Consider the following 19,026-nt stretch of genomic DNA (forward strand, 5'->3'; position numbering starts at 1 on the left):
AGACAGAAGGTTTGCGGAAAAGAATATAAAGGGTGCCGGCTCAACCGGCAGTTCGCGGTAGCGAAGGAGAAAATCATGACAAACAGCCAGAGCGCCGACATCGTGGTCGTCGGTGCCGGCACCGCCGGCTCCGTGGTCGTACGGCGGCTCGTCGACGCAGGACACCGCGTCGCAGTCATCGAGGCTGGCCCGACGGACGGGCGGCCCGAAATCGACAGTCCCTTCGGAGCAGCGGCCCTGTTCGCCAGCGAGGTCGACTGGGCACTGTCCACCGTGCCGCAGTCACACGCCAACGGCCGCGTCCTCTACCAGCCGCGCGGCCGGAGCCTCGGCGGCAGCACGATCCTCAACGGCATGCTGTACATCCGCGGCGCGCGCAGTGACTACGACGCGTGGGCGGCCGCCGGCGCCACCGGCTGGTCCTGGCAGGAGGTCGAACCATACTTCCGCCGGCTGGAGAACTACGACGGTCCGACCGACGGTGCCCGCGGCACCCGTGGTCCGCTTCCGGTGCACCGCCACATCGACCCTGACCCGCTGGTGACGGCCTTCGTCGACGCCGCCGTGCAGGCCGGACATCCCCGCAACGACGACTACAACACCGGGGACAGTCGTGGGGCCAGCTACGCCCAGGCCACGGTCGAGCAAGGGGCCCGGGTGACGGCGTGGCGGTCGTACGTGCAGCCAGTGGCCGACTCACCGCTGCTGCGGGTCATCACCGACGCGCTGGTCACGAAGATCGTCATTGACAACGGCCGGGCGGCCGGAGTCGAGTACGTTCAGGACGGGGTGCGTCACGTGATCCGGGCCGAGAAAGAGGTCGTGCTCTCCGCCGGCGTCTTCGGTACGCCTCAACTCCTCATGCTCTCCGGCATCGGCGCCGCCGACGAGCTGCGCCAGCACGGCATCGAGGTGGTCCGGGACCTGCCCGGCGTCGGACGCAACCTCCGCGACCACGTCGCCAGCCCCATCGTGTGGGAGAGCCGCCGCACCGTCCCGACACCCCGGATGACTGGCATCGAGGCCCAGCTGATCACGGACTCCCCTGACGCCGGGGCGCTCCAGCCCGACCGGCAGGCGGTCTTCGTCTCCTTCGTCTATTCCACAATCACCGAAAACCTGCCGGAGCAGGGATTCACCGCGCTCGCCATCCTGCTCCACCCGCACAGCCATGGCCAGGTACGGCTCCGCTCCGCGAACCCCACCGACGCGCTCCTCATCGACCCCGGCATCCTGTCCGATCCCCGCGACGCGGAGGCCCTCGTCGACCACCTCGAATCACTGCGGAACCTGGCCGGGCAGCCCGCGCTCGCTGAGTGGATCAAGTCCGAGGTCTACCCCGGACCGAGCCGCGTGAACCGCGACGCACTTCGCGACTACGTGCAGGCCTCGGCGGACAGCGGTCATCACCAGGTGGGTACGGCGCGCATCGGCACCGACCCGCTGGCAGTCGTCGACCCGCAGCTTCTCGTCCACGGCCTGACCGGGCTGCGGATCGCGGACGCCTCGGTCATGCCCACCACTCCCGCGGGCAACACCGCCGCACCAACCCTGATGATCGGGGAACGGGCGGCCGATCTGATCCTGGGCACCCACTGAGCCGGAAGCAACAACGGCGTTGTCGAACCACGGCCCGATCCGGTCGGCCGCCTCGCTACCGGGGTGGCGCTCGGGCGAAGATCTGACGCGTCACCGGCCCGATGCCAGGTGAGCCGGTGACGCGTCGTCCGTGCCGACGACCCGCAGACGGATCCTCAGCTCGTTGTCACGAGGAGTTCGTCGAGTCCGTGCATCAACGCGCTGGCCCGCCAGCGAGGGGCGAACCCTTCGACCAGCCGCAGCTCAGGCAGGCGCGACACCAACCTGGTGAAGGCGACTTGCGCTTCCAGCCGGGCGAGTGGCGCGCCGAGGCAGTGGTGAATCCCGTGGCCGAAGGCGAGGTGCGGGCTCCGTTCGCGGGCCGTATCGAATGCCTCCGGCTCGGTGTACTGACCGGGATCACGATGGGCTGCCAGGATCGAGAGCAGAACCGTCGAGCCGGCCGGGATGGTCTGGCCGCCGTACGTGACGTCTTCGGTGGTCATGCGATGAGTCCCGAGCTGCACCGGGCTTTCGTAGCGCAGCACCTCCTCGACGACCTGAGACATCTGATCAGGGTCGGCGCGGACCGCACTCCACCGCGTGGGGTCGTCGAGCAGCAGCCAGGCACCGTTGCCGATGAGGTTCGCCGTCGTGTCGTACCCAGCCAACAGCAGCAGATACACCGTCGAGACAAGCTCGTCCTCCGTGAGCTGATCACCACTGTCCCGCTCGGAAATCAGAGCGGAGATCAGGTCGTCACCGGGTTGCCGACGTTTGGCGGCGACAAGGTCACGGATGTAGCCGATCATCCCGATCATGGCGCCCGGCAACTCGCGACTGCGGTGCGCGCCCGCGGCGATGATGCTCGCCGACTCCATGAAGCTGTCGCGGTCGCCCGCCGGGACGCCGAGTAGCTCGGAAATGACCGTGATCGGGAGCGGGAATGCGAACTTCGACACGAGGTCGTGCGGGCCCGGCGTGTCGAGCTCGTCGATCAACTGGTCGGCGACGGCAGTGATGGCCGGCGTGAGACGGGCGATGCGTCGCGCGGTGAAAGCGCCCTGGACCAGCCGGCGCAGGCGGGTGTGGTCCGGAGGGTCGACGGTGAGCATGTTCTGTGCGGTCGCGGCGTAGATGTCGGGCGGCAGCTGCGGCCGGAACCCGAGCGGGGACAACAGGCCGTCCTTGACCAGGCGAGGGTCAGCCAACGCCCTGCGTACGTCGTCGTGACGGGTCAAGAGCCAGCCGGTCCGCCCGTCGGGCAGACGCAGCGGCGTCACCGGCCGCCGCTCACGATAGTCGGCCAGTTCGCTGTGGACGTCACCACGAAAGAAACCCAGAAAGGGCTCCCCCTGAACCGGCGGTTGCTGGGTTTGAGGCTCCATATCGGTGTCGACGTAGCGAACCTCGGTGGGTTCACCCGAACCTCGCCAACGGGTGCGGCCGAAGTCGACTGAACCGATTCCAAGCGGAGTCCGTGTGGATGCCGAACGACGTCCGGACGTACCGGAATCGGATAGAAACTGGGAGAGCCCGACATCATGCGTAAGTATCTGGTGCCCTTCGCTGCCCTCATGGCTGCCGGCGTGGCGTTGACCGCGTGCAGTTCGACCTCTGAGGCACCCGCGCCGGCGAGGGCGTCCGCCCCGGCCGGCGGAGAGGCCACAGAGCCCTCGAATGGTGCGGTGGGCGGCGATCTCGCGCTACTCTCCGGCACCGCGAAGTCGAACCGGTCGGAGGCCAACAGCGGCGACTGGGCGGTGCCGAACGGCGGCCTCGCGGTGGGTGCGGCCCGCCAGTCGTCGCAGCGGTGGGTCCAGTTGACCGCCAGCAGGGCCGGCGACCTCAACCCCGTGGTCGTGAACGGGGCGGGACTGACGCTCTACCGCTTCGACAAGGACAGCAACAACCCGCCCACCTCGAACTGCAACGGAGAATGCGCGCAGACCTGGCCGCCGGTCACGGTCGCGTCGAACGGCAAGATCTTCATCGCGGGGGTCAAGAAGTCGGCGGTCGGTACGGTTCGGCGCGCCGACGGCGCCCTCCAGATCACCATCGGCGGCTGGCCGGTGTACCGGTTCGCCAAGGACACCAAGCGGGGTGACACCCTCGGCCAGGGCGTCGGAGGCACGTGGTTCGGGGTGACCCCGACCGGTGGCAAGGCCGGCGCGCCGGAGGGCGGTCAGGACAACCCGGGCACCGGTGGCGTGACCGCTCCGCCCGCCACGAGTGCCGTCTTCTTCGACGACGCCAACTTCAGCGACAACGGCGCCTCCCAGGGCGTGGCCGTGGCCGGCGACGGGTGCCAGAACCTGGCCCGTCCCGGCGTCGCCTCCTCGGTCGCGGCCCCCGGCTCGCTGAAGATCTGGGTGGGCCCCGACTGCACCGGCCGATCGCAGGTCATCAACGGTGACATCGCGGACCTGGCGACGATCGACTTCGACAACGCCATCGCCTCGGTCCGCTTCAGCTGACCATCCGTCCGATCCACGGGTGTGCCGGTCCGGCTCTACGCCGGGCCGGCACACCCGTCTTCGTACCGGCTGAGTCGTGACCCGACAGTTCCCGGTGGACCGACGCAGATCGAGGGCGCCGGAATGCGCTGTTCTTGATCCGTGACCGCGCACCGTGCCACCCGCCACCGTCCGGCTACAGCCGCACGGTGGCGTACGCCTTGCCGTCGGTGTTCTCCACGCGGACACCGCTGACCGTGGCGGGGTCGATCAGGGCACTGCCGTCGAGTGTGGTGCCGTTGGCCGACCCTTCGTCGGACACCAACCAACTGCCCGCCAGTACCGTGCTGCCGCCCTCGCCGACGACCAGCAGGCGACAGCGCTCGCCCTGAGGGATGCCGGACACTGCTGCGTTGACCCGCACCCAGCCCGCTGCCGGGGTCAACGCGACGGTGAGCCGGGCACCCGTGCCCGGGTCGGTCGTGCTGGCCTGGCGGGTAGCCGGGTTCGCGGCGGTCACCGCGGTCGACGGGGCGGGCAGGGCACCTGTCTCGGGTGTGTCAGTGGTCGTGCGGCCCAGCAGGACGCCGCCGGAGGCCGCGGCGGCGAGAGCCACCACTGCGGCAGCGCTCATGATTGCCAGGCGGCGCTGGCGACGCCCGGACGATTCGCTGCGAACCTGACGCAGGGTGCGCTGCAACAGCAGGTCACCGCCTTCCGGTGGGCCGTCGAGCAGCATCGCCTCGGGTACGGCCTCCAGGGCGTTTTTCCACCCCTGGAGCGACTCGACCTCGCTACGGCACTCCGCACAACCCGCCAGGTGCTCCTCCGCCTGCCGGAGCTGCTCCTGGTCGAGCTCGCCCGTCAGATAGCCGCCGATGTCCACGTGGTCACCGGCCGGCATCAAGCTGTCCGATTTCATTAGGCAGACCGTTCCACCCGGTTCAGCGCCCAGCGATGTCGCGTAGCGCCCGGAGTGCGTAGTAGGAGCGTGACTTGACCGTTCCCGGCGGGACACCCAACGCCTTCGCGGCCTCCGCGACTGTACTCCCGAGTAGATATACCTGCTCCAGGACCTCGCGATGCTCCTGCGAGAGGCGGTTGAGGGCGTCCATCACCACCATCGAATTGACCACCTGGTCGGCGTGGTCCCGCTCGATCGCGACGTCCGTCGGGCTTTCCGGCACCTCGGACGGTCGCGCCATGCGCGCGCGCACCGCATCGGTGATGAGGTTACGTACCACGGTGAGCAGCCACCCCCGCACCGATCCCTTGCCGTTGACGAGACTGTCCGGATGGCGCCAGGCGCGCACCAGCGCCTCCTGGACGATGTCCTCGGCAATGGCCCGATCGCGGGTCAGTTGCGTCGCGTACGCGAGCATCGCCCGGCCGTGTTCCTCGTACAGGGATCGGATCAGGGCCTCGTCTGCTACCTCGCGCCGACGATCGGGCCTCAAACCCGCCATACGTACCATCCTCCGTTGCCCTCGCACCGGCGTCGCCGCCGGTGCACCCGGGTAACCAGGATGCCTGCCGTACTTCCGAATACCGGCAATCGGGAACGAATGTGTTCCTATGCTCACGTGGGTGAACTTTCGCGCTTTCGGCCGATCGGCGCGGCGGCCTCATCTCCGTCCGGGCAACGCGACGGGGGCGGGTGCACAAAGGAGGTCAACCACCGAGGACCGGGATGAGCCGGCCGCGCGAGGTGGGGCGGTCGAGGTGCAGGCCGAGCACCCCGACGTCGAGGGCGCCGTTGGCCTCGCTCTCGAACCGCCAGACGGTGTTCGGCGCGTCGCCAACGACCACCACGGCCGCCGTACCGTCGGAGGCCTCCGCCACCGCACCGATCCGTTCCCACTTATCGGGCGGGAGCGGGGCGGTGATCACCACCAGGTGGTCGCGAAGCGTCAAGGCCCCGTGAGCGTGCTGCGCGTCGTCGCCGGGCAACCCCAGCACGGTACGCACGTCGACGACCACCCGAACCCGCTCTGGAATCGGCCAGGGCGGAGGTGGCGGGCCGACCACGGTGATCGCCACCGACGGGGCCGCGTACCGGCTGATCTCGTCGAGGAAGGCACCCGCCAGGCGCCGCGTGACCGCCGGCTCCCCGGTGAGGGCGATGATGCCGGGTGCGCGTCCCAGGTTGACGACTGTCAGTTCACCTCCGACCGTGCCGACGGTGGCGAGTAGCGGCAGCTCGCCATCACCACCAGCGACGTTCTGGTCGAGGTCCCAGCTCGGCGCTTCCCAGATCGCACCCTGTTCCCGTGCCCGCCACGGGGGCGGCGGGTCCGGTAGTGCTGGCGCCAGCCGCAGCGACACCCGGTCCGCACCGACCATCGCCGCGTACACCTGGGGTTGGGACGCCTGTGCGGCGATCTGCCGCAAGGCGCGGTCCAACACCTGCCGTGAACCCGGCGCCGGTCGGGCCGGCTCGGCCGCGCGGCGGCGGGCCCGCCGGATCAGCACCGGTACGACGGCCGCCAGGAGCACCGCGCCGATGCCGAGCATCGTCGCCGTGACCGCTCGGAGCCCGAGTGTCTCGCCGTCGTCGACCGGAGGAGCCGCGGGCGCCGCTGCCGACTGTCCCGCCCGCGGTCGTTCGACAGGCGGAACCTGCGGCTGCTGGCCCTCGTTCGGCCCGGCCGACGGCGGCGGACCGACGCGGATCTCGCCGGAGGTCGCGCCCTCGGGGAGGACGAGGACCCAACCGGCGGGGATCGGCTGGGCCGGATCCGTGAGGATGCCCCCGTCCGGCTGGGTACGTCCCTGGTTGAGCTCGAGGATCTCCGGCCAGCGCCGGCTGTCGCCGAGCACCCGGTCGGCGACCCCGGGCAGCGTCATGTCGCTCTCCGCGCCCGGTTGCCCGGGCACCACCCAGTACGGCACCGACGGCTCTACGGCGTCGGCCCGGCCGGGGACCGACAGGACCAGAGCGGCCACCACCGCCAGCAGCACTCCCGCGCCGGCGCTCCGGCACCCGGCGTACGCCCTGGTCACGGACATCTCACTCGGCTCCGTCGGCGTCGACCGATTCGCGCAGGGCGTCCGCCAACAGGCGCATGGACCGTGGACCGCCAGGGTTGACCAGCACGTCGAGGCCCTCCGGGATCAGCCGCACCAGCTCGGTCAGATCGACCTGCCGCCACTGTGGCGCGTCGACGCGCGCCTGGTCGAGGCCGCTGGAGGCGACCACCACGCAGGCCACCCCGTCCGGGGCGGACGCCACGGTCACCTCGCCCGCCTCGTCGAGCGCCACGGCCACCAGGCTGTCCCGCAGCGCCCGCAGCACCAGGCTGACGTCAGCCCGGTCGGTGGCGACGAGCTTCGCCGCCGCGTCCACCGGGCTCGTGGGTGAGTCGGCGTTACGCGGCTGGTACAGCGGATTGGCCTCGAAGCGCCCAGCGGTCCCGTCGTCCTCGACCAGCCAGCCGCCGACGATCGTCTCCACCGGGGGGACCTCCGGCGACTCCTCGTCGAGGTCGTCGTCGCTGTCCAGCAGCAGCATCCAGTTACGTTGCACGTCGGCATCGTCCATCACGACGCCTCCTTCCGCGTCGGTTTGATCCTCTTGAACTCGCCCATGTTGTCGACCGCCAGGGTCGCAATGGTCTCGCCGGGACTGGTGAACCGTCCGTCGAAATCCACGCCTCGGGTCACCTTCACGGTCTCGGTCGCCGCGAAGATGGGCCGTCTGTTGCCGAGGTCCCGCATGGTGTCCGCGAACTTCTGGCCGGCGTCGCCAGCCTCGTTGGCGAAGTTGCAGGAGATCATGGCGATCGTGCTTTTCGGGTTGGCGCCCGCGGCGGCCTTGAAGGTGGTGTCGTTGCTCAGGATTCTGGCCATGGTGTCGCCGCGGACGTCCACCACCTTGCCGTTCGTCAGGGTCACGGCGGCGCTGTCCGGGCTGCCGTGCGCGAAGACGAAAATCGGGTCGCTCTTCAGCCCGTACCAGGGAGCCGGCACGTACTCGTTGCCGACGAGGGTGGACTCCTCGCCAGGCAGTTTCCGGATGATCTTGTCGTTCGGGCGTACCCCCGAGCCGTCCAGGTTCTTACCGGTGGCGAGATTGCCATGCTGCCGCCCCCAGTCGCTGAAGTGCTCGACGTCGGTCGATGTGCTGGGGAAGATGACGCCGATCTGCTTGCCGTTGCTGTCTTTCAACGGGACGGACGTGACGTCCTCGACGTGGAAGGTCTTGAGGCGGCCGCTGTCGGTCACCCCGACCTGGAGTGTGGGATCCCTGTCACGCTTCGCGTTGACGATCTTCCGTTCAGCGGTGAAGCGCAGATCGTCGATCTTGTTGTTGACCGACGTGAACGCGCCCTTGACGGTCTTGCCGAGGCCGACGGTGGTGACGGCTGTGTCGATCCCCGCCCCTGGCGCCGGGGCCTTCTCCACGGTTCGGGTGCCACCCGGAGGGCGGCCAATCCCCCTGGTGCTGTTTTTGATCCCGTCCGAGACCGTACCGGGCAGCTTGTTGCCACCCTTACCGGCGATCTTGATGATCCGGCCGACGAGCCGTCCGCCCGGCACCAGACCGAGCGCCAGACCTCCAGCGGCCAACCCGATCGCGGCGGGATCCCCGCTGGCGGCCGCCGCCGCGAGGTCGATCGCACCGGCGAGCAGGCCGAGCGCCTGACCCAGCGGAGGGAAGATGAACGAGGCGATCACCGAGAGCACGTCCAGGATCGCGGTGATCCACTGGATGACTGTGCTGCGGAGGAAGTCGATGAACGCCTGGAACGCCTCGACGATCTTCTCCCAGAGCGACCGCTGGGGAGCATCCTCCGCCAACCCCCGCAGCGTCTGCGCCGCCGTCCGGGCAGCCTGATCACGCAATGCCGTCGCCTGGCCCAACAGCGCCTTCGCCTGGTCGAGCGCCTGCTGCGCGTCGGCGGCACGGTTCTGTGCGGCGGCGTCGTCGTCATTGGCCCTGTCCTTCGCGGCCTGCTCCGCCGCCGGGTCGGCGCCCAGCGCGGCGACCGCCGCCTGCGCCGAGGCGAGCGCCGCCTGCGCCGCGGTCTGGTCGCCGGAGGCCTGCCGGGCCTGGTCGAGGGCGCGCAGCGACATCGTCTGCGCCTCCTCCAACGACGGCAGGTACCGCAGGTACGCGTCCGCCGCCGCGGCATAGGAGTTCGCCATCTGATCCAGCCGCCCGGGCAGCTTGCCGATCAGATCACGGAATGCCTCCATCGCCCTGCCCTGACCAAGGTGGACCTGGCCACCGGCGGCGAGCAGGTCATGCGCCTCCCGGGTGGTCGTGGACAGCTCTTGGTACGCCCGCGTGATCTCGTCGAAGGACTCCGGATCACCGGGTACCGGGTCGGAGTCCACCTGCAACACCGACCATTCGGCGTCTCCCGGACGCGTCATGACCAACCTCCCCATCGCACCGACCGCTCCCGCTCCGGCCAACGCCGTGAGCCGACTCGCACACGTAGCGAGCGTGGAAACGGTTCAGCCGGACTGAACCGATCCGACCGGCCGGCCGTGTGTACGGCGCGGAGTCATTGGCCGGACCGGGGAGGAGCGGGGATGGGCAAGCGGAGCGGGCTCGACGCCGAGGTGGCGGCATGAGCGTCATCGACGTACCCGGCGCGGAGCTGGAGCGAGTGCATGACCTGTTGCAGCGCACCAAGGAGCTGATGGACGGCTCATCGGTCAGGTCGATGGGTCCGGTCGTCGACACGCTGGGGCAGCACGAGTTGGAAGCGGCCGCACGCGAGTTCGAGAAGCGCTGGGGTGACGGACGGTACGTCGTGGCCAAGGACCTCGAAGGGGTCCGCGACGCCGCGAAGGCGGTAGCCGACGCGTTTCGGGAGACGGACGACCAGACGGTAGCCGCGCTCGAGTCGGACGGAGCGACGAGTTGACCAGCGGAGGAAGCACGGCAGTGGCTGTCCCGATCGGATTCGAGCTTCGTACACCGCAGGACTGGGTCGACTTCTCGGTCGCCGACGATGCGAGCGAGAACCGCGTCGCGGACGAGGTGTGGACGCGGGCCCGCGAGAGTGGGTTCACCGAGGAGCAGGCGGGACAGTACGCCGAGCAGCTACGCCGGTCGGTGCGCCAGGCCCGCAACGTGGGCGCGGTGCACGCCACCGGCACATTCCAGGTGTACGAGGACGGCGCGCTCATCGCCACGATGCTGCTCTCCGTGGTCACCCCGCCCGCCACCGGCGACATCATCGGGGCCTTGACCGCGGTGGCGCAGCCCGCACACGCCGACGGCACCTGGCGTCGGGTGAGCACCGCCCAGATTCCCGCGATCGGCACCGTCGGCCGGGTGCACGGCATCCAGAACGTCACCCAGGAAGGCGCCAGCATGCGCTGCGCCGTGATGCACACGGTCGTACCACTGCCGGGAACGGCGAACGTGTTGGTGGTGACCGGTTCGAGCCCAAATCTCGCGGAGGCGGAGGAGATCTTCGAGCTCTTCGCCACGATCACCGCGACACTGACCTTCTCGGATGAGGGTGAGGCCGCCGCGCTCACGCCGCTGGCGGTCTCCCCGGGGGAGGTCGGCAGCTAGGGGGTAGCTGCCGACCCGCGTTGGGGGGACACCGTTGGGGGGTGTCCCCCCAACGTCGTTTCGGTACCCGTACGTCGGCGGGGCGTCGCCGTACCGGCGGGGCTGGACACGGTCGAGTCCGGCCCCGATCCGGGGCCGGACCCCGTCGTCGCGGTCGCGCCTATCCGGCGTCGCTGGCCCCGGCCAGCAGCTCCCGCAACGCGGTCGGTTCGGTCCGGGGCACCTGCACCAGATGCAGCCGGCCGTCGCCGAAGTGGGCGAGCAGCCGGCCCGGCCGCCCGCCGCCGAGCTGGCTGCGGGACAGCTTGACGCCGATCAGCTCACCGTCGCCCAGTCCCTGCGGGCTGAGCAACGCACCCTGCCGGTTGCGGCGGGCGTCGACGTGCCAGCCGCCGAATCCGCCGGTGAGACCGTCGATGGAACCACCCATGATCAACCCGAGGCCCTTCTCCGCCCCGACCCGGGCGATCTCACCGAGATCGCTGCCGGCATCGCACTTGAGCAGCTGCTCCGCATCGTCGAGGACGACCACGGCGGGTCCGTCGCGCGCGGCGAGGGCCGCCGCGAGCCCGGCGGAGGTGAAGTTCTCGCTCGTCACCAGGTCGAGCACCCCGGGCACCCCAGCCAGGTCACGCAGCGGCGATCGGCGGGGCGCCGCGATCACCACGGGCGTCCCCCGCTCCAACAGACCCGCGACCATCGTCAACAGGGCCGTGCTCCGCCCCGACCGAGGTGGCCCCGCCAGGATGAAGGAAGGGTTGGTCGCGAGATCCGGCCCGATGGCCGAGAGCTCGTCCCCGCCGACCCCCAGCATCGTCCAGAGCGGGTTGGCCGGCCGGGCCAGGGCGCTCGCCTGCGCCAGGGTCAGCTCGTCCGGCAACACGTCGATCCGGAACGGACGGGTGGCGGCGGCGACCCCGGCGTCCCGCAGCCGCGCCGTCTCCGCGATCGCGGCGAGCGCGCGAGCCTGGCCCTGCCCGGAGGTGTCCTGGGTGAGCAGGGCGATCTGCGCCTCCGCGCCGTCGACCGCCCGGATCGCCCGGCCCGTGCCGATCTCATCCGGCAACTGCCGGTAGTTGATGCCGACCATGCTGTAGTCGCTGCGTTCGGTGAGTCGGAGCACCAGCTTGTCGTCCGTCGTCGACGAGATCCGGGTGGTGAACATGCTCCGGTCGCCGGCCATCACCACGTGGATCCCGGCGCCGGCACCCTCGCGTAGCAGGGTCAGCAGGGCGGCCATCACGGTGCCGTTGTCGTAGTCGGCGAACGTCTTGTCGAAGACCTCGAACCGGTCGAGCAGCAGCAGGATGTGCGGCGGCCGGTCGGCCTCGGCCGCCGCAGCGCGGTACTCCACCAGCCCGGCCGAGCCAGTGGAGGCGAGCAACTGCTGTCGGCGTCCCAGCTCCGCGACGAGGCGGGTGAACAGGCGAGCGAGCCGTTCGGCCTCGGTACGCTGCACCACCGCACCGCAGTGCGGCAGCTCGGTGAGGGCGAGCAGCGCCCCGTTGCCACAGTCGACGCCGTAAAGATGGACGTCGGCGGCCGAGTGCGCGCCCACCATGGTGCCAGCGATCGTCCGCAACGCCTGCGAACGACCGCTTCGCGACGAGCCGATGACGTGCAGGTGCCCCAGCGTTCCCAGGTCCAGCTCCAACGGTGCCTGCTCCTGCTGGGCCGGCAGGTCGACCAGGCCGTACGCCACCGAGGGCAGGTGGTAGCCGCTGCCGCGCGGCGCGGGAAGCGCGTCGACGGTCAGCGTGTCCGGTAGCGCCGGTAGCCACGGGCTGTGCGGCGGCTCGATGGCGAGCTGCTCACTGGCACCTCGGACGGCCTCCACCAGCACAGCGAGGTCGGTGAGTTCGGCCGATGGCGCGGCCTTCACACCGGGACGGTTGGGTCTGGACCGACCCAGATCCTTCCAGGAGACGGGCGTGACCCAGGGAGCCTGCCGGACTTCGGTCTGAGCGCCCGGACGGAAGCCGCCGACCCGCCCGGCCTGGAACGGCACCAGCGACGATTGAGCGAGGCGTACGAAGGCCCGGCCCGGCGTCGACTTCAGGATCGAGGCGGCGTCGGGGGCGTTGAGCACGTCCTGGCTCTCGCTGGTGTCGGTCACCCGCAGGGCGATCCGCAGGTTGGTGTTCGCCCGGATCTCGGGCGACACCACCCCGCCCGGACGCTGCGTGGCCAGCACCAGGTGGATGCCAAGCGATCGTCCCCGCTGTGCGATGTTGACAAGCCCGGTCACGAAGTCCGGCAGGTCGCGGATCATCGACGCGAACTCGTCGATCACGATCAACAGTCGAGGCATCGATGTGCGGGTCGGCTCGCGGCGCAGCAGGTCGACGTAGTCGTCGATGTCCTTCGCGCCCGCCTCGGCGAGGATGTGCTCGCGCCGCTTCAACTCGGCAGTGAGCGAGGTCAGCGCCCGACCCACCAGGTGGGTGTCGAGGTCGGTGACCATGCCGACGGTGTGTGGCAGCCGGACGCAGTCCTTGAACGCGCTGCCGCCCTTGTAGTCCACCAGCACGAACGTCATCGCGTCCGGTCGGTTGGCGACGGCGAGCGAGGCGACCAGGGTCTGCAACAGCTCCGACTTGCCGGAGCCGGTGGTGCCGGCGACCAGGGCGTGCGGTCCGTCGCGCTTGAGGTCCAGGGCGAAGGGCCCGTCCAGCGAGATGCCGAGCACTGCCTCGGTGGTCCGGCCGCCGGTGGTCCACCTGGCCGCGACGGCGTCCGACTCCGGCGGTTCCATGCCGAGCACGTCGAGCAGCCGACTCGCGTCCGGCAGGACGGCCCCGTCGTCCGTGCCGCCGGTGTCGCGCAGCGGCGCGAGGGCACGCGCCACCGTCCGCAGCCACTGCGTCGAGAGCAGGTCCGGGTGCACCCCGGGGATCGGCGCGGCGAGCGTCCGGGTCACCAGCAGTGACCCGTCGGCCTGCTCCGCGACCACGGCCTGGCACTCCTCCGGCAGCAGCTTCTCCTCCGCGTCGACGCAGATCGCGTGCACCCCGACCGCGGGTCCTTCCCGCAGGACCTGCGTCACGCCGGGCAGGGACCGCAGCCGGCGTGCCCCGTCGAGCACCACGAGGATGTCGCGGAACGCCCCATCGGTCCGCTCGGCAGCGCGGGCGGAGATCACGGCGACCAGTTCGGCCACGCGCCGGGCCACGGTCTGGGTGTCGGTACCGACGGTGGCGAGAGTGTCCTGGCCGTCACGTGGCGCCACGTGCGGCAGCCAACCGACCCACGACCAGCCCTCCTCGTCGCCCGCACCGGCGAGCAGGTAGATCTGCAGGTCCTCGGGGCTGTGCAGGGTGGCTGCCTGGGCGACCATCCACCGGGCCGTGACCCGGGCGACGGCGCCGCCGGCGATGCCGACCACACCGTGCTTGCGCACCGGCACGGTCGCCGGCACGTCGAGGGCGCTCCACCGGACCTCCCGTCGGTGCTCGTCCTGGCTCGGATCCCGGAGCACCACCTCGGACGGGAGGTCGGCGCTGCCGGTCCGCAGTTCGAGGAAGTCGGGGTCGGTGCGGCGGCGTTCCCAGAGGCGGCGTTCAGGTCCCCCAGCTATCAGCCGTACGGCGGCGGGGTCGGGGAAGTTGTTCCGCCGGGCCAGCCGCTCGTCAGCCAGCGCCGTCTGCGCCTCGGCGTTGATCCGTGCCCGCTTCGCCTCGTACTCGGCGAGTCGGGTGCGGTGGCTGGCCTTGCCCTGGCGGCGGGAGCTGATCTGACCGACGATCAGCGCCACCGGCGACAGGATGGCGAAGAGCAGAGTCAGCGGGTTGCCGGTGATGAGGTACGCGGCTCCAGAGACCACCAGCGGGGCCAGCACCGTGATCAGCACGAGTGGCCGCCGTTCCGGCGGCGACGGTGGCGTGGGAAGTGTGAACTGGGTGGTGCGGGCCTCCGGGAGCAACCGAGGTGGACGGTTGTAGTCCAGGGCGGTGCGATCCTCGGAGATCTGCAGTGCGGCCTCCGCCCGGACCGGAATGCGCAGCTCCAACAGGGAGGAGCCGGCGGCGAGTTGTCCGCCGGAGTTCCACACCTGTTCATCGTCGAGCTCGACCCGGTCGAGCAGGAGGCCGGGGCTGGCCGGTTGAACGCGACACGCGCCGTCCGGGGCGACCCGGATTGACGCCACGACGGGGGCGAGCGAGGGGTCGCTGAGGCGGACCCGGCTGGCGCTGGCGGCGCCGATGGCGTGCTCACCGAGGTCGAGCTGATAGACCGCACCGGCGTCGGTGCCGCTGACCACCCGCACCTCCACCAGCCCTCGCGGTTGCGCGGGTGCCTCGGGCACCGGCCGGTCCAGACCGAGCACCGTGCCCCGGCACAGTGGGGCTTCGGCGAGGGTCAGTCGTGGGTCCAGCGGCGCACCGGCGACGAAGATCGTCGGTGGTGTGTCGGCGGGCTCCGGCCGACGCGCGGCGAGCGCCTCGGCGAGTTCCCCGACGGTGGTGTCGGGGGCCGCCTCGACCTGGTATTCGATGACGGCGGTGGACGGATCCGCAACGGTGAGCTGCAGGCGCACGAGGTTCTCCTGGTCGGATGGTCCGTCGGAAAAGCGGTCGAGGCCGCGTGGTGATTCCTCACCGCGCGGCCCCGGGCCTGTCCGGTCGTTCAGCGGCCGAGGCTTGCCCCGGTCTGGTTGTCCGTCTCGGAGAACGCGGTGCTGACCTGCGAGAGGTACTGGCTGATGCCCTCCATGCCGTTCAGCGTCTGGTCGACGCTGCCCTTGTACTCGTCGAAGTACGGGCCGAACTTCTGCTGGGCGGCCGGGGTGTTGTAGCCACCCTGGATCAGCGTGTCGATCTTGCTCTTGGCCTGGTTCATCCCGTCCAGCAGCGTCTGCATGTTCTGCTTCAGCCAGGTCGAGGACTCCTCGATGTCCTCGCTGACGATGTGGTACGTGGCCATGTTCCGCTCCCTCGTGTGTTCGATCTCGCCGGCTTTGAGGTGGTCGGTTCTGGGCCGCCTCTCGCCGATGTCGTCCCCCACACGGACCGTGGGCCAGAACGGTTCAGTGAAAGTTCCACGTCGTGACGGCGCAGCCCGCCGGCCTCGACGGTGAACCACTTTGCCGACCACGTCGTGTGGGTGTCGGATCGCGCGTACCGGCGCGGTCCTCCGAACATGAGGTGGAGCAGAGATGCTTGTGCACAGCCGGATCGCGCGGACCGCGATCGCATTGGCCAGCCTGGCGGCCCTGGCCGCGTGTGCAGAGGAGGTGACCGGGGCGGCTGCGCCGGCCACCGTGTCGGCACCCACCGTGGCGGCCCCCACGGCGGCGCAGGCGACCCCGAGTTCGACCCCCGAGAGCGGCACGCCGCCGGAGGTCATCGACGCTCCGGCGACCCCGCTCGCAGAGCCGACGGTGGCGAAGACCCAGGGTCGCGTACGGATCTACAGCGGCCCCTCCGACGTCCCGCTCTCCCCCGCGCCCGATACGGGGCGGGGCAGCACCGTCATCCAGCTGAACGGCACCGCGTCCGCCGACATTGACATGTACGTCGCCGACGGGCAGGGCCGGACGCTGTACCGGTTCGACAAGGACACGGCCAAGCCGCCGACGTCGAACTGCAACGGTGACTGCGCGAAGGCGTGGCCGCCGCTGCTCGTGAAGTCAGCGGGGCAGATCTACCCGAGCGGGATCGACCCGAAGCTGGTCGGTTACGTGGAGCGAGCCGACGGCACCTGCCAGGTGACCATCGGCGGCTGGCCCGTCTACCTGTTCGCCAAGGACGCCGAGCCGGGCGACATCAGCGGTCAGGGGGTCGGTGGCACCTGGTTCGCGATCAGCCCGACCGGTGAGCGAACCGCGCCTCTGCCCGAGGTGGTGGGCACGACCACCACAGCCGCCACCCGCTGAGCCCGAGGAGACGACGATGACCAACCCGTACGCGGGAGCCGACGGCGACTTTCCGACGCCCGCCCCGCGTTGGGCACCGGCGCCACCGGCGCAGTGGGGGCCGGATTCCACGGGGCCGAACACCCCCGTCGGGCGTCGGCGGCGCGTCTCCCGCAAAGCCGTGATCGCCGTGGCCGGGCCGGTCGTGGCCGTGGCGACACTGGTGGCCGTACTCGGACTGCTCTGGCCGGGATTTCTCAACCGGAAGGTCTTCGACACGGCGGCGCTGCAACAGGGGGTGCTGTCGGTGCTGCGCGACGACTACCAACTCGACGCGGACCTTGTCGCCTGCCCGCCGGGCCGCGCGGTCACGGTGGGCAGCCGTTTCTCCTGCTCCGCTCAGGTCGCCGGCGTGCCGAGGACCATCACCGTCACGGTGGTGTCCTCCGACGGCCGGTTCGAGGTCAGTCGCCCGCACTGAGATACGAGGCGGTGATCGACGCACCGCCACGGAGAGTTGATCGCCGGGCCGCCCGGTCATGAGACGGGCTGGGCGGCCCGGCGATCAGCCGGTCAGAGGCCGGCGGCGTGTGCGGCGGCGGTGCCGCCGACCACAGGTAGGACGATGTTGCTGCTCTTCAGCGCGACCTGCAGGTTCGCGGCGGTGGTGTCCGCCTGGCTGGAGTACTGCGGGTAGCTGGCCACGATGATCACACCGATCCGGTGGCCGGGCTTGAAGACATAGTCCTCGGGCAGCAGCGGGAAGCTGAAGTTGTACGACTCCCCCGGCACCAGCGGCACGGCGACGCGGATCGACTGCCGGTTCTGGGCGTCCATGATGCCCTTGGTGACCAGCTCGTAGTCGGCCGTGGCCACTCGTTTCGCCGTCTGCTTGTAGCAGCCGTCGTCGGTCGGGCTGCTCTGGCCCCAACAGTCCTCAGTGGTCAGGGTGATGATTCCCTCGCCGGAGGCCCGGTGCGCGACCCGCTCGTCGGTGCCGTAGTCGACCAGGATGGCCCCGAGGTTGGTGTCGGTCTGGTCGGCGGAGGCCCGCAGTTGCACGGTGGGCGTGCCGGAGATGTGCAACGGCGCGGAGAGCGGCTCGGAGAGGAAGGCCAGCCGGTTGGGCTGCACCACGTCCGGGTTGAGGATCATGGTGTTCTGGCTCTGCGTGCGGCTGTCCTGGAACGCCCCGGTCGCCGGCTTCGCGGTGGGCACCAACCCGAGACCGCCCGCGCCGGTGGTGCCGGGCTGGAGGAACACCTCGGTGTCGGCCTTGCCCGGGATCGGCCAGTCGGCGTGGGTTTCCCACACGTCGGCGGACCGCTCCAGGTCCACCCGCGGCTCGTCCATGATGCCGTTGGCGACGCCCTGCAGCCAGAAGTCGAACCACCGGTGCAGCGTCGACACCCACACCGCGCGGCGCGAGTCGAACGGGTCGACGTGCCCCTCCTGCGACAGCCACAGCTTGCGCGGCACGTTGTTCTCCGCCAGGGCGTACCAGAACTTGCTGAAGTGGTCCGGCCGGACGTTGTCGTCGTTGAGGCCGTGGTAGAGCAGCACGCTGGCGGTGACGTTGGGGACCTTCTTGACGTAGCTTCGCTCGTTCCAGAAGGACGTGTAGTCGCCGTGCTCGTCGCCGTCGGCGACGCCTATCGCGTCGCGTACCGGCTTGCAGTAGTCCCGACGCTCCGGGTTGGTGACCGTGTTGGCCAGCGACGACACGTAACTGTTGCCGCGGGTGATCACGCCGTTGCTGCGCACGTAGTCGTAGTACTCGGTCGGCCCGCTGATGGGCACGACAGTGGTCAGGCCCTTCACACCGGTCACCGCGGTGGCCATGGCCAGCGAGCCGTCGTACGACTTGCCGATCATCCCCGTCTTGCCGTTGTGCCAGTCCGCCTTGACGATCTCACCGGCGGCGTTGCGGGCGGTGGCCCGACCGTTGAGCCAGTTGATGGCCTGCTTCGCGCTCAGGTTGTCCTGGTTGGCGTTGGTGGTCGGGCAGCCGGTGGAGTTGTTGGTGCCGACCATGTCCAGCAGGATGACCGCGTAGCCGCGCGGCACGAAGTAGTTGTCGTAGAACAGCGGCCACTTGTCGAGCAGCCCGTCGCCGTCGAGGTCCGCCTTGCACTCGGACTCGTTGCCCCGGCAGACCGTCGAGTAGTAGGGGCTGGCGTCCATCACGACGGGGGCCTTGAGCCCCTGCGCGGTGGCCGCCGGCCGCATCAGGTCGAACGCGATGATGTCGCGCAGACCGTCGTTGTCGCTGTCGAAGGTGGAGTCGATGAAGAGGCGTTCCCGGATGGCGTCGGCGTAGCCGAACACCGGCTGGGTGACGCCGTCCTGGACGACGATCGACGGCGGGGTGTCCGCCGCCTGCGCCTGCGGCGCCACGCCGAGCGCGGCGAGCACTGTCGCCGACAATACGGCCACGCCCGTGCGCCAACGCGTTCCCACTGTAGCCATGCACTCTCCTTGATGTGTCCGAGGCTGCGTACGCTACGAGCCGGCGGCCGGTGTCACCACCTGCACGTGTAGGAACTTCGCCGGGTGCGGTTCGACGGGGTGCGTCAGTCGTCCGGCGGCCAGCCGGGCGC

Annotated in this window: 15 protein-coding genes; 6 read left to right on the plus strand and 9 right to left on the minus strand. The window is 70.2% G+C overall.

Going from position 1 to position 19,026, the window contains the following annotated elements:
• Positions 1-75: 75 nt before the first annotated feature.
• A complete protein-coding gene (locus DLJ59_RS11685) occupies positions 76-1,599 on the plus strand; it encodes a GMC family oxidoreductase (protein WP_124772522.1) in 1,524 nt (507 codons plus the stop codon).
• 155 nt (positions 1,600-1,754) lie between these two features.
• Here DLJ59_RS11685 and DLJ59_RS11690 read toward each other — a convergent pair whose 3' ends face one another.
• Positions 1,755-2,861, minus strand: a complete 1,107-nt coding sequence (locus tag DLJ59_RS11690; protein ID WP_208648642.1) for a cytochrome P450 family protein — start codon at positions 2,859-2,861, stop codon at positions 1,755-1,757.
• Positions 2,862-3,266: 405 nt separating this feature from the next.
• On the opposite strand from DLJ59_RS11690, the gene DLJ59_RS11695 reads away from it, so the two are divergent.
• Positions 3,267-4,055, plus strand: a complete 789-nt coding sequence (locus DLJ59_RS11695; RefSeq protein WP_244235971.1) for a hypothetical protein — start codon at positions 3,267-3,269, stop codon at positions 4,053-4,055.
• 175 nt (positions 4,056-4,230) lie between these two features.
• Here the strand turns inward: DLJ59_RS11695 and DLJ59_RS11700 are convergent, their stop codons facing one another.
• From DLJ59_RS11700 to DLJ59_RS11720, 5 genes are all read right to left on the minus strand, one after another.
• Positions 4,231-4,956, minus strand: coding sequence for an anti-sigma factor (locus tag DLJ59_RS11700; protein WP_124772525.1), 726 nt, complete (start codon positions 4,954-4,956; stop codon positions 4,231-4,233).
• A 22-nt stretch (positions 4,957-4,978) separates the two neighbouring features.
• A complete protein-coding gene (locus tag DLJ59_RS11705) occupies positions 4,979-5,452 on the minus strand; it encodes a sigma-70 family RNA polymerase sigma factor (RefSeq protein WP_244235974.1) in 474 nt (157 codons plus the stop codon).
• A gap of 253 nt (positions 5,453-5,705) precedes the next feature.
• On the minus strand, positions 5,706-7,043 hold the full coding sequence (locus tag DLJ59_RS11710) for a LysM peptidoglycan-binding domain-containing protein (RefSeq protein ID WP_124772526.1): 1,338 nt from the start codon (positions 7,041-7,043) through the stop codon (positions 5,706-5,708).
• Position 7,044: 1 nt separating this feature from the next.
• Positions 7,045-7,575 carry a type VII secretion system-associated protein gene (locus DLJ59_RS11715; RefSeq protein ID WP_244235975.1) on the minus strand — a complete coding sequence of 177 codons (531 nt, stop codon included), beginning with the start codon at positions 7,573-7,575 and terminating at the stop codon, positions 7,045-7,047.
• Positions 7,575-9,413 carry a hypothetical protein gene (locus DLJ59_RS11720; protein WP_124772528.1) on the minus strand — a complete coding sequence of 613 codons (1,839 nt, stop codon included), beginning with the start codon at positions 9,411-9,413 and terminating at the stop codon, positions 7,575-7,577. Before DLJ59_RS11720 ends, DLJ59_RS11715 begins: the two co-directional genes overlap by 1 nt.
• 200 nt (positions 9,414-9,613) lie before the next feature.
• On the opposite strand from DLJ59_RS11720, the gene DLJ59_RS11725 reads away from it, so the two are divergent.
• Positions 9,614-9,913, plus strand: a complete 300-nt coding sequence (locus DLJ59_RS11725) for a hypothetical protein (RefSeq protein WP_124772529.1) — start codon at positions 9,614-9,616, stop codon at positions 9,911-9,913.
• Positions 9,914-9,933: 20 nt separating this feature from the next.
• Positions 9,934-10,572, plus strand: coding sequence for a hypothetical protein (locus DLJ59_RS11730; protein WP_124772530.1), 639 nt, complete (start codon positions 9,934-9,936; stop codon positions 10,570-10,572).
• A 160-nt stretch (positions 10,573-10,732) separates the two neighbouring features.
• On the opposite strand, the gene DLJ59_RS11735 is transcribed toward DLJ59_RS11730, so the two are convergent.
• Together DLJ59_RS11735 and DLJ59_RS36330 are read right to left on the minus strand one after the other, a co-directional pair.
• Positions 10,733-15,109, minus strand: a complete 4,377-nt coding sequence (locus tag DLJ59_RS11735; RefSeq protein WP_124772531.1) for an FtsK/SpoIIIE domain-containing protein — start codon at positions 15,107-15,109, stop codon at positions 10,733-10,735.
• A gap of 89 nt (positions 15,110-15,198) precedes the next feature.
• The gene (locus DLJ59_RS36330) at positions 15,199-15,495 is read right to left on the minus strand and encodes a WXG100 family type VII secretion target (protein WP_158630826.1); all 297 of its coding nucleotides are present in this window, start codon (positions 15,493-15,495) and stop codon (positions 15,199-15,201) included.
• 232 nt (positions 15,496-15,727) lie between these two features.
• Between DLJ59_RS36330 and DLJ59_RS11745 the strand changes: the two genes are divergently transcribed.
• Together DLJ59_RS11745 and DLJ59_RS11750 are read left to right on the plus strand one after the other, a co-directional pair.
• Positions 15,728-16,447 carry a hypothetical protein gene (locus tag DLJ59_RS11745; RefSeq protein ID WP_124772533.1) on the plus strand — a complete coding sequence of 240 codons (720 nt, stop codon included), beginning with the start codon at positions 15,728-15,730 and terminating at the stop codon, positions 16,445-16,447.
• Positions 16,448-16,463: 16 nt separating this feature from the next.
• A complete protein-coding gene (locus DLJ59_RS11750) occupies positions 16,464-16,907 on the plus strand; it encodes a DUF4333 domain-containing protein (RefSeq protein ID WP_124772534.1) in 444 nt (147 codons plus the stop codon).
• Positions 16,908-16,999: 92 nt separating this feature from the next.
• Here DLJ59_RS11750 and DLJ59_RS11755 read toward each other — a convergent pair whose 3' ends face one another.
• Positions 17,000-18,895 carry a CocE/NonD family hydrolase gene (locus tag DLJ59_RS11755; RefSeq protein ID WP_124772535.1) on the minus strand — a complete coding sequence of 632 codons (1,896 nt, stop codon included), beginning with the start codon at positions 18,893-18,895 and terminating at the stop codon, positions 17,000-17,002.
• Between the last annotated feature and the right edge of the window lie 131 nt (positions 18,896-19,026).

The sequence above is a fragment of the Micromonospora inaquosa genome (assembly GCF_003857055.1).
Taxonomy (GTDB): domain Bacteria; phylum Actinomycetota; class Actinomycetes; order Mycobacteriales; family Micromonosporaceae; genus Micromonospora; species Micromonospora inaquosa.

Excerpts from the sequence above, each read along its gene's own strand:
- DLJ59_RS11685 (WP_124772522.1), top strand. The coding sequence starts at position 76 with ATGACAAACAGCCAGAGCGCCGACATCGTGGTCGTCGGTGCCGGCACC.
- DLJ59_RS11700 (WP_124772525.1), bottom strand. The coding sequence starts at position 4,956 with ATGAAATCGGACAGCTTGATGCCGGCCGGTGACCACGTGGACATCGGC.
- DLJ59_RS11710 (WP_124772526.1), bottom strand. The coding sequence starts at position 7,043 with ATGTCCGTGACCAGGGCGTACGCCGGGTGCCGGAGCGCCGGCGCGGGA.
- DLJ59_RS11715 (WP_244235975.1), bottom strand. The coding sequence starts at position 7,575 with ATGGACGATGCCGACGTGCAACGTAACTGGATGCTGCTGCTGGACAGC.
- DLJ59_RS11720 (WP_124772528.1), bottom strand. The coding sequence starts at position 9,413 with ATGACGCGTCCGGGAGACGCCGAATGGTCGGTGTTGCAGGTGGACTCC.
- DLJ59_RS11725 (WP_124772529.1), top strand. The coding sequence starts at position 9,614 with ATGAGCGTCATCGACGTACCCGGCGCGGAGCTGGAGCGAGTGCATGAC.
- DLJ59_RS36330 (WP_158630826.1), bottom strand. The coding sequence starts at position 15,495 with ATGGCCACGTACCACATCGTCAGCGAGGACATCGAGGAGTCCTCGACC.
- DLJ59_RS11745 (WP_124772533.1), top strand. The coding sequence starts at position 15,728 with ATGCTTGTGCACAGCCGGATCGCGCGGACCGCGATCGCATTGGCCAGC.
- DLJ59_RS11750 (WP_124772534.1), top strand. The coding sequence starts at position 16,464 with ATGACCAACCCGTACGCGGGAGCCGACGGCGACTTTCCGACGCCCGCC.
- DLJ59_RS11755 (WP_124772535.1), bottom strand. The coding sequence starts at position 18,895 with ATGGCTACAGTGGGAACGCGTTGGCGCACGGGCGTGGCCGTATTGTCG.